At 48.5% G+C, this 13,867-nt stretch carries 15 protein-coding genes; 1 reads left to right on the top strand and 14 read right to left on the bottom strand.

Annotation, left to right across the window (positions count from 1 at the left end; all coding sequences use genetic code 11):
• Position 1: 1 nt before the first annotated feature.
• The 13 genes from KNQ03_RS10095 to KNQ03_RS10035 all read right to left on the bottom strand — a co-directional run bounded on the left by KNQ03_RS10095 (position 2) and on the right by KNQ03_RS10035 (position 12,832).
• Positions 2-784 carry a DUF3388 domain-containing protein gene (locus KNQ03_RS10095; protein WP_023467698.1) on the bottom strand — a complete coding sequence of 261 codons (783 nt, stop codon included), beginning with the start codon at positions 782-784 and terminating at the stop codon, positions 2-4.
• Between the two features lie 94 nt (positions 785-878).
• Complete coding sequence (ymfI, locus tag KNQ03_RS10090) at positions 879-1,583, bottom strand: elongation factor P 5-aminopentanone reductase (protein ID WP_149427016.1); 705 nt, start codon at positions 1,581-1,583, stop codon at positions 879-881.
• A complete protein-coding gene (gene yfmH / locus KNQ03_RS10085) occupies positions 1,583-2,854 on the bottom strand; it encodes an EF-P 5-aminopentanol modification-associated protein YfmH (RefSeq protein ID WP_235147631.1) in 1,272 nt (423 codons plus the stop codon). The genes ymfI and yfmH overlap by 1 nt, the downstream gene beginning before the upstream one ends.
• Positions 2,851-4,104, bottom strand: coding sequence for an EF-P 5-aminopentanol modification-associated protein YfmF (yfmF, locus tag KNQ03_RS10080; protein ID WP_023467695.1), 1,254 nt, complete (start codon positions 4,102-4,104; stop codon positions 2,851-2,853). The genes yfmH and yfmF overlap by 4 nt, the downstream gene beginning before the upstream one ends.
• The gene (locus tag KNQ03_RS10075; RefSeq protein WP_029341191.1) at positions 4,101-4,652 is read right to left on the bottom strand and encodes a cob(I)yrinic acid a,c-diamide adenosyltransferase; all 552 of its coding nucleotides are present in this window, start codon (positions 4,650-4,652) and stop codon (positions 4,101-4,103) included. The genes yfmF and KNQ03_RS10075 overlap by 4 nt, the downstream gene beginning before the upstream one ends.
• A 33-nt stretch (positions 4,653-4,685) precedes the next feature.
• Entirely contained in the window at positions 4,686-6,413 is a 1,728-nt protein-coding gene (locus KNQ03_RS10070; protein ID WP_023467693.1) for an ATP-binding protein, read from the bottom strand.
• A 2-nt stretch (positions 6,414-6,415) separates the two neighbouring features.
• Positions 6,416-7,132, bottom strand: coding sequence for a response regulator transcription factor (locus KNQ03_RS10065; protein WP_023467692.1), 717 nt, complete (start codon positions 7,130-7,132; stop codon positions 6,416-6,418).
• A 171-nt stretch (positions 7,133-7,303) separates the two neighbouring features.
• Positions 7,304-8,470 (bottom strand): c-type cytochrome biogenesis protein CcsB, encoded by a 1,167-nt coding sequence (gene ccsB / locus KNQ03_RS10060; RefSeq protein ID WP_029341189.1) that lies wholly within the window; start codon positions 8,468-8,470, stop codon positions 7,304-7,306.
• The gene (gene resB, locus KNQ03_RS10055; protein WP_149427015.1) at positions 8,467-10,014 is read right to left on the bottom strand and encodes a cytochrome c biogenesis protein ResB; all 1,548 of its coding nucleotides are present in this window, start codon (positions 10,012-10,014) and stop codon (positions 8,467-8,469) included. The genes ccsB and resB overlap by 4 nt, the downstream gene beginning before the upstream one ends.
• A 22-nt stretch (positions 10,015-10,036) precedes the next feature.
• The gene (gene resA, locus KNQ03_RS10050; protein WP_023467689.1) at positions 10,037-10,627 is read right to left on the bottom strand and encodes a thiol-disulfide oxidoreductase ResA; all 591 of its coding nucleotides are present in this window, start codon (positions 10,625-10,627) and stop codon (positions 10,037-10,039) included.
• 126 nt (positions 10,628-10,753) lie between these two features.
• On the bottom strand, positions 10,754-11,515 hold the full coding sequence (locus KNQ03_RS10045) for a pseudouridine synthase (RefSeq protein ID WP_023467688.1): 762 nt from the start codon (positions 11,513-11,515) through the stop codon (positions 10,754-10,756).
• The gene (gene scpB, locus KNQ03_RS10040) at positions 11,515-12,087 is read right to left on the bottom strand and encodes an SMC-Scp complex subunit ScpB (RefSeq protein ID WP_023467687.1); all 573 of its coding nucleotides are present in this window, start codon (positions 12,085-12,087) and stop codon (positions 11,515-11,517) included. The genes KNQ03_RS10045 and scpB overlap by 1 nt, the downstream gene beginning before the upstream one ends.
• A complete protein-coding gene (locus KNQ03_RS10035) occupies positions 12,077-12,832 on the bottom strand; it encodes a segregation/condensation protein A (RefSeq protein ID WP_023467686.1) in 756 nt (251 codons plus the stop codon). The genes scpB and KNQ03_RS10035 overlap by 11 nt, the downstream gene beginning before the upstream one ends.
• A 92-nt stretch (positions 12,833-12,924) precedes the next feature.
• On the opposite strand from KNQ03_RS10035, the gene KNQ03_RS10030 reads away from it, so the two are divergent.
• A complete protein-coding gene (locus KNQ03_RS10030; RefSeq protein ID WP_133208018.1) occupies positions 12,925-13,389 on the top strand; it encodes a DUF309 domain-containing protein in 465 nt (154 codons plus the stop codon).
• Between the two features lie 17 nt (positions 13,390-13,406).
• Here KNQ03_RS10030 and KNQ03_RS10025 read toward each other — a convergent pair whose 3' ends face one another.
• Positions 13,407-13,754 carry a GNAT family N-acetyltransferase gene (locus KNQ03_RS10025; protein WP_023467684.1) on the bottom strand — a complete coding sequence of 116 codons (348 nt, stop codon included), beginning with the start codon at positions 13,752-13,754 and terminating at the stop codon, positions 13,407-13,409.
• Positions 13,755-13,867 lie beyond the last annotated feature (113 nt).

Genomic DNA, 13,867 nt, shown 5'->3' with positions numbered 1-13,867 from the left:
CTTATTCAAAGTTGAACCAATCATTTCCACCATGGGAACGAGGCAGTTCAGTCACAATGATTTCTTCAGTCGTGTTGCGTAATTCAATGATGTAATCAAAATCATCCCACGTATACTCGCTGGATTTGACGAACGCATCCGGATGTTCGACGATTTTTGTCGCCGGTAGACGCATGACTTCACGCAGGATTTGCCAGTGTCGTTCATCGAAATTTCGTTGTGACACTAACGCATCGATGATGTAGACATAATCACCCGTCCGCTCGTCATCGAACAACGATGTTCGAACCGTCTGTTTAATCAACGTCGACGATAGGAACAGCCATTTCTTATTCGCACTGACGCTCGCTGCGACGATTGACTCCGTCTTGCCGACGCGTGGCATGCCGCGGACACCAATCAACAAGTGGCCATCCTGTTTACATAGCTCTGCCATGAAATCGACGAGAATCCCTAAGTCTTCCCGGACGAAGCGGAACGTCTTTCGTTCATCACTGCTTTGATCAATATAGCGCCCGTGACGAATCGCAATTCGGTCACGTAGTTTTGGTTTTCGTAGTTTGATGACCTCTATGGTTGACATCGTCTTGAGAATAGCGGCGAGTCGTGGAATTTGATCCGGTTGTTTCGTTTGGAGCAACATACCGCGTCGTTGATGATCGACACCATTGATCGTCACGATCGAAATATGTAACATTCCCATCAACGAAGCAATGTCCCCGAGTATACCGGGACGGTTGACCTTTAATTCATATTCGAGATACCATTGCTCGAACTCACTCACGCGCCCATCCTCCTCTATCAATACGATTATCCATTCCTCATGTTAAATGATTTTTTGAAAAATGAAAAGCATTCCTGAACTGAAATTCCATCGCCTACATCCATGCGCCATCTATTTTAAGGATGGCTCCCGACACATAACTTGATTCGGGTTGCACTAAGTAACGGATGGCAGAAGCCACTTCCTCTGCTTTTCCGAATCGACCGGCAGGGATTTCAGCGATCGCTTGTTCCTTTTCATCTCCCGAGAAAATCGCGTTCATCGGCGTATCGATCCACCCCGGCGTAATCGCGTTGATGCGTCCGTGCATCGGTCCAAGTTCCTTGCTGTATGCCTTGACGAATCCGAGCTGTGCCGCCTTGCACGTCGAATAGACGACCTCACCCGCGACACCTTGTTCCCCTAATACACTACTGATGACGACGATCGCAAGCTTCGACGTAAACGGTTTCGTCCGTGTTACGGTTTGGCTGATGCGCATCAACGCCTCGACATGGATTTTCCAAAGTTCGTGCATTGATGTTGCCGATTGATCGAGCAACAGACCACTATAACTCGTTCCGGCACAATGGACGAAGGCATCGACGACAGGTAATGCCGCACAGAATGCCTGCAAGTCCTCCTCGTCTGCTAAGTTCGCAGTCAGGATGTGGTGCTCGCCTTGCCACTCCTCTATCATCCGTTCTAAAACCGCTTGCTGTCGATACGTCTGAAGCACCAATTCATGTCCGGCGGCAGCGAGTTGTTTTGCTGCCGCAAGACCAATGGCGCCACTCGCACCGGTGATGAGGATTCGCATCACGCGTACGGTTTGACGATTGAGATCGCCCGGTTTTCAATGGCGAACAACTCGTCGAAACGGGCTTCAATCTCTTCTTTCGTAATCGAAGCAATCAACGTTGGAAGCGTGAACAGATTCGTACCGGCAAGTGCGTGACGCGAGAACTGATTCGCGATGAATTCCGGTGAATTCAAGGCACGGAGGAACTTCCCTTGCATCATGTTCCGCTTGCGTGTGACTTCGTCTTCCGTAAAGTCAGGACGTGTTTGCAGGAGCGTCTCATACGCTTGGATGAACTTGTCTGGATCTTCTGTCTCCATTCCAAACGTCGCAAAGGCGAACTCTTCCTCACTCGAGTAATCAAAGCTGAACGTATCGTCAATCAGACCGTCTTCATACAGTTCCAAATACGTCGATGATGTCTGATCGAACAAGAGATGTAACAGCAGTTCACTCGTTAACTCACGGCGGACTTGTGCCTCACCGCGAAGCGATTCGTCCTTGTAACCGATCAATACCTTAGGTGTCTTAACGTCGAGCTCGAGTTCAAAGCGTGGACGATGTACGCCATGCGGCTCTTGACCGTAATCTCGTTCGATTGCCGGGCGATCCGTATAGTCCTTCTTCGCCTGGTTCGCCTTGATCAATGCCAGTGTCTCTTCCGGGTCGATGTTTCCGACGACGAACAACACCATGTTCGATGGATGATAGAACGTACGGTAGCACGTGTACAAATCATCGGCTGTGATTTGATTGATCGATTCCGGTGTTCCCGCGATATCGATCCGGACTGGATGCGATGCATACATCGATTCGATCAGACCGAAGAACAGACGCCATCCCGGATTATCTTGGTACATCTGGATTTCTTGCGTGATGATCCCCTTCTCTTTTTCAACACTCTCCGGCGTGAAGTAGGGATCTTGTACGAAATCGATCAATGTCTCAAGGTTTTGTTCGATCAGCGACGTCGCTGAGAACAAGTACGCTGTCCGCGAGAACGAGGTAAAGGCATTCGCAGAGGCACCGAGACGACCAAACTCTTGGAAGACGTCCCCTTTTTCGGATTCGAACATCTTATGCTCGAGGAAATGGGCGATGCCGTCCGGTACCGTGATCCATTCCTCCCCTTTTTTGAATCGTTGATCAATCGAACCATAACGTGTCGTAAACGTCGCATACGTCTTTTCGTATCCTTTTTTTTGCAACAAATAGACGGATAAGCCGTTATCGAGCTGCTCGTGGTATACCGTTTCGTCTGTATCGTGATAAGTCAGTTGTTCCATCATGCTTCACCTCGCAATAGATATACGGCATCAAGATCGATTGCCGCTGCTAATCGAACGACGTCTTCACGTGTCGCCGTTTCAATGATATGAATCTCATCCTCCAGTGTCAGTCCACGCATCTTCGAACCATTCAACCAACCAATCAATTGACCTGGCTGATCAAGGATTTGACGGCGCGCATTGATCAACATCGCCTTCGTCTGTGTCAATTCTTCATCCGTGAACTGTCCTGCTTTTAAATCAACGAGTTGTTCCAAGATGATTTTCTCAGCACGTTCCGCTTCTTTCGTGTCGACCCCTGCATAAACATAGAGTGCACTGTTCAATGCCGCGTATCGTGAAGCCGCATAATACGCGAGACTCTCTTTTTCACGGACATTCATGAACAGTTTTGAATGCGGGAAGCCACCGAACAGACCATTGACGATTTGCATCCGAATCGAGTCAGCAGATGTCGGATCGACCGCTACCCGGTAACCAAGGTGCAATTTACCTTGTTTGATCGGTTGCGTTTCACTCGACCGTTTCACGCCATTGACTGCTTTTTGTGCCGGAATGTAATGACTGATTTTTTCAGAATGCGATGGCAAGAATGATAGAGCGTCTTCCATCTCCTCCTTCGTTACATGTCCGACGACGAAGACATCAATCCGGTCGTCTTCAATCATCGAACGGTATGTATCACGCAAGGATGACGGGGTGATCTGTTCGAGTTCTTCGAGTGTTCCAAGAGATGGCAACGCGACGGCTTCACCTGGTGCCATCAATTCGAGAAGACGTTGCTGTGCGTAGCGCATTTTATCGTCATATAGTGAACTGATCCGTAAGGCATGCAATCGTTTTTCTTGTTTGACGAACTGTTCACGGAAGCCACCTTCCGTCAAATCTGGATACAGCACCATTTGCTCGAGCAATTCGAGTGCTTCTTTTAACAACGACGGATGATGGACGAGTTCTCCCCGGACGACATCGAGTTGGAATGAGATGACATGCTCTTCTCCGAACTTCGACGCGTCCGCATAAAGTCCCGCATCATATAGTGTTTCAAGCGGCTCACGTAAAGCTTTCATCGACGGATAAGCGGCTGTCGATTTTTCCATGATGTACGGTAGGATTGCACGGCTTGTCAGCGTCTTCGCTTCTAACGGTGCTGAAAATGTGACGAGAATCGTCGTCGTCTTGAATTTGTCGGTCGGAACGAGATGGTAGCTCGTTCCTTCCTTTTTCCATGTGCTAAATGACTGACTCATTGCTCTCCATCCTTTCGTTTGAATACATGCGCACTGCGGACATATTCAATATCTGCTTTTTGTTTGACGGCATTCTCGTAACGGGCTGCTGTAAAGAAGAAGTCACTGAGTCGGTTGATGAACGGTAACAAATGAGCCGCTTGAGGGACATCGATCATCGAACGTTCCACGCGACGACAGACCGTCCGTGCCACGTGTAACGTTGCAGCTGCTTCCGTTCCACCAGGCAAGATGAACTTATCGAGCGGCGGTGATAACTCCGTTAACGTGTCAATCCAACTTTCTAAATCAACCGTCGCTTCTTGACTCAAACGTGACGGGCGCGGCTCGACATACATCAAGTCACTGCCACAATCGAATAACGCGTGCTGGATCACTGTCAGTTGCTCACGCACCTCGATTGACGATGCTTTCGTCCGGGCAAGTCCGACGAAACTGTTCAATTCGTCGAGTTCTCCCATCAAGCTAATCAAACGATCATTTTTTTTGACTCTTCCACCAACGAGAGATGTTTCTCCTTCGTCACCAGACTTCGTGTAAATTTTCATTTTTCATTCACTCCTATAGCGAAAGGAAGCGACTCATAATGTTCGCTTCCCTTGTTTTTTCGGTAATCGGATCCGGAAGGTCGCTCCCTCTCCCAAGCGGCTGTCGACTTCGACTTCACCACCATGAGCTCGGACGACATTCGCCACGATCGCAAGACCGATTCCTGTACCCGTCTTGCCACGTGTCCGCGCTTTATCCGCTTTATAAAAACGGTCAAAGACGAACGGTAGATCTTCTTCTGGAATTCCGTCACCCGAATCAATGACGGATAATGTAATGTTTTCCCTATCTTCGTCAATCTTAATCTTGATTTCACCGTTCTCCGTATAACGCAGGGCGTTACCGAGGAGGTTCGTCAAGACTTGCTCCATCTGATCAGGGTCTGCTTCAAACGCGATGTTCGGACCAGAAACCGAGAAGGTAACCTGTTTATCACGTCCCATCTGTTTGAACTTCTTGATCACCCGCTTCGCAAAAGGTATTGCTTCGACGGATTCAATTCGTAACTCCTGATATCCCGCTTCCATTCGCGCAAGATCAAGAAGATCGTTAACAAGTCTCGACAGTCTTTGGGACTCGTCGTAGATGATCGATGCGAATTCCTTCGTCGCCTCGTCACTTTCGGTCATGCCATCGACAATCGCTTCTGAGTACCCTTGCAACATGACGAGTGGTGTCCGCAGTTCATGACTGACGTTCGCGACGAAATCAGCGCGCATCTTCTCGAGTTGCTGCGCTTCCGTCATATCACGCAGGACGGCGACCGCTCCGATCTGTTCTTCTTGTTCGAGTAACGGACTAACGATGATGATGTAGAAGCGTCCCTCTCGTTCAAAGGAGACCGTCATCTCCGTCTCTTCACGCATGACCGTCTGGAATAACTCAATCAGTTCATCCGGTACGGGAGAACCCGCCAAAAAGGCTTCAGCCGGTGGATTCGTTGCAAGGAGCTCACCTGATTTCGAGAACGTCAACACGCCGTCTGCCATACAGCGCAGAATCGAGGAGAGTAAATGCCGCTCCTTGTCGAGATCCGTGACATATTGATTGAGTTGACTACTCATTTCATTGAACGCAAGCGCTAAGTCACCGATCTCATCACGCGAACGTTGCGTCAGGCTCTGATCAAACTTTCCTTCACCGGCCTCAACGACAGCTTGACGAATCGTCCGCAGTGGTGCCGTGATTCGTGTCGAGAGGAAGAAGGCAAAGACGGTCGTCCCGATAATCGCTAACAGGACACAGAGCTGAATGATTTGACGTGCTCCCTCATTTGCCTGTTCGATGTTCGTCAATTGCTCGATCAAGTAGATCGTTCCGTTGCCACTGTCCGTAATGAGCGGTGCCCGATACGCGAGTGCCGCCTTTCCATCGAAGGTCTCATAGTTACCAATCGCCGTCTCGCCTTCTTCACCGTCAATTGCTTTCCAGTTCTGACGTTCGAGTTCCTTGATGATTCGGTTCGCCTTCGCTTGTGAGATGTTCGCTTCGACGGAATCGTCCTGGGTCTTTGCGATCAGTGTCGCGCCATAGATATCCGTGATTTCAACAGCAGTACTCGACCCTTCCTCGATGCCGGAGTGCGCCTGAAAGACCGTCTCGACTTGTTGACCGAGCTTTGCTAGGTGCCCCCGTTCCTGTTCGATATGGAACGAGTTGAAAAATTCAAGTAACAAGATCGTCAAGGCGATCAAGACGACCGAAACGAGTAACAGAATCGTTCCCCATAGTTTGATGACAACGCTTTGCAACCATTTCATCGTCAGGTCGGACTATTCTCGAACTTGTATCCGACACCCCAGACCGTCGTGATCATTTGAGCGGCGTTTGGAGACAAACGATTCAGCTTTTCACGAAGACGTTTGACGTGTGTATCGACCGTCCTTAGATCTCCGAAAAATTCATAGTTCCAGACTTCCTTGAGTAATTGTTCCCGCGAGAATACCTTGTCCGTTTGTTTTGCTAAGAAATACAGGAGTTCGTATTCTTTTGGTGTTAAATTGACTTCTTGCGATTCGACCGTCACGCGGTGCGCATCATTGTCGATCGTCAAGTGTGGGAAGACGATGACATCTTTTGTTTTCGCATCCGTGTGGAGGAATTTCGTCGCACTTGCCCGGCGAAGGATCGCTTTGACACGCAAGACGACTTCGCGTGGACTGAATGGTTTGACGATATAATCATCTGCCCCCATCTCAAACCCATGGACGCGGTTCGTCTCTTCGCCTTTTGCCGTCAACATGACGATCGGCGTCGCTTTCGTTTTCCGCAGTTCTTCACAGACTTGCATCCCGTCCATCTTCGGCATCATCAAGTCGAGGAGAATGACATCGTATTCTGTCTCAAGCGCCATTTCAAGCGCCGTCTCTCCATTGTCTGCTTCCTCGATCGTGAAATTTTCCCGCTCCAGATACATCTTCAACAGGCGACGAATCCGTTCTTCATCGTCGACGACTAAAATACGTGCTTCTTCTGACATGCTGTCTCCTCCTATGAACTAAACTCTACTCCTCTATCCTACTACTCTTTTAGTATACTATGAAACGAAAAGAATGGCTTGCTCTGGCTGATTTCTCCGAAAAGGCACACTTCGGTCAGACGCACACGAAAAAGCAGCGGACCGTTTCCAGGTCCGCTGCTTGCTTTTTTCTTATGCGTACGAGTGTAATCCTGCTACGACAAGGTTAACGAAGACAAGGTTGAACATGATGACGGCAAATCCGCCGACACATAACCAAGCTGATTTTTTACCAATCCAACCACGCTGGATGCGCATATGGAGATAAAAGACGTAAAAGAGCATCGTAATGAGTGCCCACACCTCTTTTGGATCCCAGCCCCAGTATCGGCTCCATGCCATTTGCGCCCAGATCATCGCGAAGATCAGACCGCCCAGGATGAAGATTGGAAGACCAATCGCAACAGAACGATAGCTGATCTCATCTGCTGTCTCAAGATCAATCTTACGCGCAATCGGCTTCAAGCTCTCAGCAAGACGCTTGCGAAGAATGACGAAGCGAAGCAAGACGTATAAGACGACGCCACCAATGATCGACCATAAGACCGTATTGACTTTGTTCGCGTTCAAGAAGTTCGGTAATTCGATGACGGCACCTGAACCCGATAAGACTTTTCCGCCTTCAGGACCTGTCAAGACTGGCATGGCATAGTCATGCGTCATCGTTGCACCGTTTTTCGCAACGTATTCGATCGTCGACGCAGAACCTGTTGCTTTGAACAACAGCCCAACTAAGATGTAACCGACGACACATGCGAGTGAGAACATGACGACTTCGAGCCACGTCCGTGTTTTCGATTCCTTACTGAAATCCGTCGCGTGAATCAGATACAGTAATCCCGTCGCGAAGCTGACGGCAAGAATCCCTTCGCCGAGCGCTGCCGTCGTGACGTGGATTTTGAGCCAAACACTTTGTAGTGCTGGGATCAACGGTTGGACTTCATCCGGGAACATCGACGCATAGGCGATGACGAGCAATGCAACTGGCATCGCAACCAAACCGAGGACATTGTTTTTGTAGATGGCATAAACGATCAAGAAACCAAGTACCATCATCATGCCGAAGAATGTCGTGTATTCATATAAGTTCGAAACTGGAACGTGCCCAGCTCCAGCCCAGCGCGTGAAGAAATACCCGAGCTGCGCGAGGAAACCGATGATCGCGAGCGTAAAGGCGATTTTACCAGAACGCGTCGGTCCTTTTTTACCACTCGTCGCTACAGCGAAGAATCCTGTACTGACGAGGTAGACGATGAACGATGTAAGGAGCAGGTTACTGCTCAACTGAAGCAAATTCATTTAGCTTCCCCCTCTTCCCGCAACTTTTGTCGATCCTCAAGTTCTGGTAGACCGACTTCCGTCAACGCGAGATTAGCTTCTTTTTGAAGCCCCAATGCATTTTTGTTCGTAAATCCAGCAATCTGGATCCGACCGTTCTTCTCTTTGAGCCAGAGACGACGGTGTGGCCAGTACATTCCGATCAATAGACCTGCCATGAAGATGATACCACCTGCAAACAGGAACGGTAGCGTCAGATCTTTTTTAATCCGGACACCCGAGATGTTCGAGAGTTCTGTACCCGCGAATGCCATTTTGTACTGGTTCTCATCTCCACCGACGTTAAGTTTGATCCCAATCAAACTCCGTTCACCTTTCGGATGTTCCGGTGACTTGATACTAAAGACGAAGGCTGGATTGACCGGACGTCCCGAGTTCGTCGTTGGCTGACCATCTTTGACGACGAAGTCCGGAAGGAAGTCCTTCAGTTCGACTTCATACCCATCTTTTAAAGCATATGTTTCTTTCGGATCACGCAAGTCGACTTTGATCGTATCGACGACTTTGTCCGTCTTCTGGTTGACGATATTAAACGACATCGTCTTGAATTCCGGATCTGCCGCGTACTGTTCCTGGAAGACTTGATAATCATCGAATTCGAATGGGCGGTTGACTGCCGTCTCACCTGACTTGATTTCTTCAAGATCCGGTTTGAAATCGGACGTTTCGCCGACTTTCTTGTACAGCGTCATCTTCGTATCATAGTTCTTCGGTACGTTTCCGCCTGCTGCTTCAAGTGATTTCTTGAACTTCTCATCGACCTTCTCAGGATCATAGAACTCGATGTTGAACGCTTCATTTTTCAAGTAGTACTGATTGTCCGTCGCCTCGATCGGCAACGTCTCCCCTTCGCGGAGCCAAAGCAATTCATCTTCGTGCATCCCTGGTACGACTCGAAGCATCGCACCACCGAAGAATAAGACGAGTCCGATATGATTGATGTATGGACCCCATCGTCCGAAACGTTGCTTTTCCGCTAAGAGTGCCCCGTCTTGTCGACGGACTTTATAGCCTTTTTTCTCAAGCAACGGTGCGATCGCATCGATTTTTTTAACATCGCCAGTCGCTTCCGCGCCAAATCGCTGACCGTTCATGAAACGGTCCGACTGGATGACCGGTTGTTTCTTCAGTGCTCTGTAGAGCGGGAAGAATCGGTCAATCGACACGATGATGATCGAGAGTAATAAAAGCGTGATCAATCCGATATACCACCATGATTCAAATAGATTGTGGAATCCTAACGTATAGTAGATGTCACCTGCCGTGCCGTATTCTTTTTGATAAAACTCTTCCGGTGGTGTTGCCTGTGGAATATACATCTCTTGCGGGAAGATCGTTCCGACCCCACTCGCGATGATGATCAAGGCAATCAACCATAACCCGACCTTGACGGACGAGAAGAACGTCCATGCCCGGTCGATCCAAGATGGATTCTTACGTTTCGATCGAAGCTCCGCTTCTTCGTAACGCATGTCCAGTTGTTTGAAATCTTCTTGCTCCTGCATCCTTAAATCCCCCTTCGATGCGTTACTCGTTCGCCTTCTTCACCATCTCTTCGAGCTTCGCTTGATCAATCTCACCTTCGTATTTCTCGACGACTTCACCTTTTTTATTGATGATGAACGTCACAGGTAAGTTGTAGATCCCGTAAGCCTTCTCGACCGAACTGTTCGTATCCATAAGAATCGGATAGTCCGTTCCGCCAATATCCTTGATGAAGCTTGAGACACGAACTGGTGTTTCACCGACATTGACCGCTACGAAATTGACGCCTTGGTCTTGCATCATCTGATAGTTGTCATTGATCAATGGCATCTCTTTCTTACATGGTTCACAGAATGTTCCCCAGAAATTGAGTAAAAGTCCTTTTCCTTTGTACTCGTCCATCGAGTGCTGTTTCTCACCATATAGATCGACGAGTGCGAAACCAGGGGCATCATCGCCTGCCATGACACGACCGTTTTTATCACGTGTCGCTTGATCGACGAATTGCATGATGACGACTGCTCCGGCGAACAAGACAATCGTCATGATCATCAGACGCCAGAAGGAGCGTTTCTTCTTTTTTTGCTGGGCCGCTGCTAAGCGTTCTTCCGGATTTTGTTTCGTTTTTTTCATATTTTACCGCCTCCACCCATATTGTACTTGAAATCGCTTTACCGTTGACAAAATGTGAAATTCGTTAATCGTTTTGTCACAAAAAAAGAAAACTCAACCCGGAGGATGAGCTTCTCGCTTTACAAATTAACGTTTTTTTGTGTTCTTACGTCTTTTCGTAGGTGGAGCGGCTGGATCCGCTAGCTCACGCAATTGATTGACTTCTTTTTTTGAAAGTTCACGCCACTCGCCAGAAGTAAGACCTGCCAGTGTCAAGAAACCGAACTGTTCACGTTTCAACTTCAAGACTTCCGAACCGAGTGTCTCGACCATTTGACGGACTTGACGGTTATGTCCCTCGTAGATGACCATTTCAAGAATCGCTGTATTTTTCTTCTTATCGATATCGCGCATCTCGACACGTGCTTTACCTGTCTTGAAACCATCCGGTAAGACGACACCTTTTTCAAGACCTTTGACGTGGAAGTATTCTGGTACACCTTTGATTTTGACGATGTAACGCTTCGGTACCTTATATTTCGGGTGAAGCAAGAGGTTCGAGAATTCACCGTCATTCGTCATTAAAAGAAGACCGCTCGTATTGTAGTCGAGTCGACCGACTGGGAAGACACGGTGTCCGGGTGGTACGAGATCGACGACCGTCTTACGTCCTTTGTCGTCTTCAACCGTCGAAACGACACCTGTTGGTTTATAGAGCATGTAGTAGACGTGTTCTTCACGTTCGAGCTTCACACCGTCTACTTCGACTTCCGCACGTGCTCCGACTTTCGTTCCAAGCTCCGTAATGACTTTTCCGTTGACCTTGACACGACCTGCTGTGATCAATTCCTCTGCTTTACGCCGCGAAGCGACACCTGCTTGTGCGATGATTTTTTGTAACCGTTCCATTAATTCACTCTCTCCTCTAATGAAGGATCATTCCGGAAGAAGAGATCTCCATCCGATTCGAACGTTTCTTCGAACTCGAGTGGCGGTAACTCTTCAATACTGTTCAGACCAAAATGGTCCAGGAAATGATCCGTCGTTTTATACAATTTTGCGCGACCGACACCTTTGGCGCGTCCCGCCTCTTCAATCAAACCTTTTGCACTTAACGTATGGATGACACGCTCCGTCTTCACACCACGAACGACTTCGATGTCAGCACGTGTGACGGGTTGCTTGTATGCGATGATGACGAGTGTCTCCATCGCTGCTCGAGACAAGGAATCTTCTGCGAGCGAACCGGCATATGCCTGAATATATGGCGACATCTCTTTTCGTGTCACCATCTTAAAGACACCACCCGACTCCACGATTTGCAACACACGCTGCTCTGCTTCGAATGTCGTTTGAAGAGCCAGCAACTGTTCGCGTGCTGCCGCTTCACTGATCTCTAGCGCTTGACTGAGACCACGCGGATCGATCCCATCGTCTCCGACGACGAATAACAGGCTCTCAATGATTTGTTCATACGCCAATCTGACTCTCCTCCTTCACCATGCTCCGCAATAGGATATCATCGGTCATCTGTTCACAATCAATGACCCGTTGCTTCACGAGCTCAAGAACAGCGAGGAAGCTGACGACTAGTTCTTCGACCGTCGGTTGCTCCGCAAAAAAACCGAAGAATGTCGTACGCTCACGGGTCGCGACGTACCGGGCAACAGACTCCATCTGTTGCTCGAGTGAACGTTCTTCCCGTTTGACCGTCTTCGAACGGCGTACCTTCCAGGCTTCCCGTTGGCGCATTTTTTCGTAAGCACGTAATAAATCACTCAGTGATAACGTACCGTTATACTCTTGTGCATCCGTGTCGAGATAACGCATCAAATCCTCTGGTTGTTTCGAGAACAGCTCAAGGCGTGCCTCTTCCTTTTCTTTCAGGACGAGTGCTGCTTCCTTGTACGCTTTATACTCGATCAACTGTTGAATCAGACCTTCTCGCGTCGGTTCTTCCTCGAAATCGGGAATCTCATCGTATTCCGTCTGTTCGATCGGCAAGAGTTGTTTGCTTTTCAGTTGCAACAGCGTCGCTGCCATGACAAGATATTCACTAGCAACATCTAGTTCAAGATGCTGCATCGCACGGATATAGGACACATATTGATCCGTCACCATGGAAACGGATATATCATAAATATCGATTTCTAATTTACCAACCAAGTGTAACAGCAAGTCCAGCGGGCCTTCAAACGCATCCATCTTTACACTGTATGATTCCATGATTCTCCCTGCCCATCAACGTTTTTTGCGCCTTAGTATACCATACAACTGGTGGGTTCGACTATGTTATATTCCAAGGAAGAGGTGATTCCATGAATCCGATTGAACGATTTGTATTTGAATTCAACATCCGGCACGATTACTTCGAGTGCCATGAAATCTTAGAGGAAGTCTGGCAAGAAGGACAACGCCAGGACGAGGCGCTTGTCGGTCTGATCCAGCTGGCCGTCGCCCGCTATCATCACCGCCGCGGCAATACGACTGGGGCACAGCGGACATATGCGAAAGCATTCGATAAAATCGAACGCCACCGGGCAACACTGATTGCGTCCGGGATCGACGTCTCATATTTGCTCGATCATCGCGACCATTTTACGGATAAAGTCTATCGGCACATCCCGTTACCTGTCTTCCCGGACGTCATCCGAACCGTCGCACTTGAAGCGACAGCACCTGATCTCGACTATGTGACGCATAAACACCGTTTGCGCGATCGTACGGATGTCGTCACGGCACGACAAGAAGCGCTACAAAACCGAAGAGACCGGTCCATCTAAGCCATGGACCGGTCTTTTTATTGATTTTTCCATTTGTCGACGAGGCGTTGCGTCTCTTCGGTCGCACCCGTAATATCCGTTCGAAGAAGTTTGGCTGCTTCATCGAGTAGGAGATACGACATCCGTTCTCCACGGAACGATGGTGATAATGCGATATGTTTCAATTCAGCATGGCCATCCATTAATTGAAACCCGATGACACCGACGAAATCCTCATCTTGTTTGTACAAATACAAGCGTTGGTCTTCTTCCTGTTCATAGGCTTGAACCGTTTCAAGCAAATACTTCGGATCCTTCACTTCGCACGAAAAGGCAATCAGCCCCATCGCGGTCCGTTCATTCAACTTCTTATATTTTACTAGCATGTGATTCTACACCTTCCTAATTTCAACAACTCTCAGGAGTATGAACGACTGAGACTCATTCATTCTACACCTTCTCACACAGAATTACTGCATTTTTTTCATAATCCATGAAA

It is taken from the genome of Exiguobacterium sp. s143, from assembly GCF_018618895.1.
GTDB classification, from domain to species: Bacteria; Bacillota; Bacilli; order Exiguobacteriales; family Exiguobacteriaceae; genus Exiguobacterium_A; species Exiguobacterium_A abrahamii.
The sequence above is the reverse complement of the archived record's forward strand: the minus strand, read 5'-3'. Positions and strand labels throughout refer to the sequence as shown.

What these genes read in the sequence shown, in the direction of transcription:
- resA (WP_023467689.1), bottom strand. Translation starts at nt 10,627, where the DNA reads ATGAAAAAAACGAAACAAAATCCGGAAGAACGCTTAGCAGCGGCCCAG.
- KNQ03_RS10065 (WP_023467692.1), bottom strand. Translation starts at nt 7,132, where the DNA reads ATGTCAGAAGAAGCACGTATTTTAGTCGTCGACGATGAAGAACGGATT.
- ccsB (WP_029341189.1), bottom strand. Translation starts at nt 8,470, where the DNA reads ATGAATTTGCTTCAGTTGAGCAGTAACCTGCTCCTTACATCGTTCATC.
- KNQ03_RS10070 (WP_023467693.1), bottom strand. Translation starts at nt 6,413, where the DNA reads ATGAAATGGTTGCAAAGCGTTGTCATCAAACTATGGGGAACGATTCTG.
- KNQ03_RS10030 (WP_133208018.1), top strand. Translation starts at nt 12,925, where the DNA reads ATGAATCCGATTGAACGATTTGTATTTGAATTCAACATCCGGCACGAT.
- KNQ03_RS10075 (WP_029341191.1), bottom strand. Translation starts at nt 4,652, where the DNA reads ATGAAAATTTACACGAAGTCTGGTGACGAAGGAGAAACATCTCTCGTT.
- KNQ03_RS10045 (WP_023467688.1), bottom strand. Translation starts at nt 11,515, where the DNA reads ATGGAACGGTTACAAAAAATCATCGCACAAGCAGGTGTCGCTTCGCGG.
- KNQ03_RS10035 (WP_023467686.1), bottom strand. Translation starts at nt 12,832, where the DNA reads ATGGAATCATACAGTGTAAAGATGGATGCGTTTGAAGGCCCGCTGGAC.
- resB (WP_149427015.1), bottom strand. Translation starts at nt 10,014, where the DNA reads ATGCAGGAGCAAGAAGATTTCAAACAACTGGACATGCGTTACGAAGAA.
- KNQ03_RS10025 (WP_023467684.1), bottom strand. Translation starts at nt 13,754, where the DNA reads ATGCTAGTAAAATATAAGAAGTTGAATGAACGGACCGCGATGGGGCTG.
- ymfI (WP_149427016.1), bottom strand. Translation starts at nt 1,583, where the DNA reads ATGCGAATCCTCATCACCGGTGCGAGTGGCGCCATTGGTCTTGCGGCA.
- yfmH (WP_235147631.1), bottom strand. Translation starts at nt 2,854, where the DNA reads ATGATGGAACAACTGACTTATCACGATACAGACGAAACGGTATACCAC.
- yfmF (WP_023467695.1), bottom strand. Translation starts at nt 4,104, where the DNA reads ATGAGTCAGTCATTTAGCACATGGAAAAAGGAAGGAACGAGCTACCAT.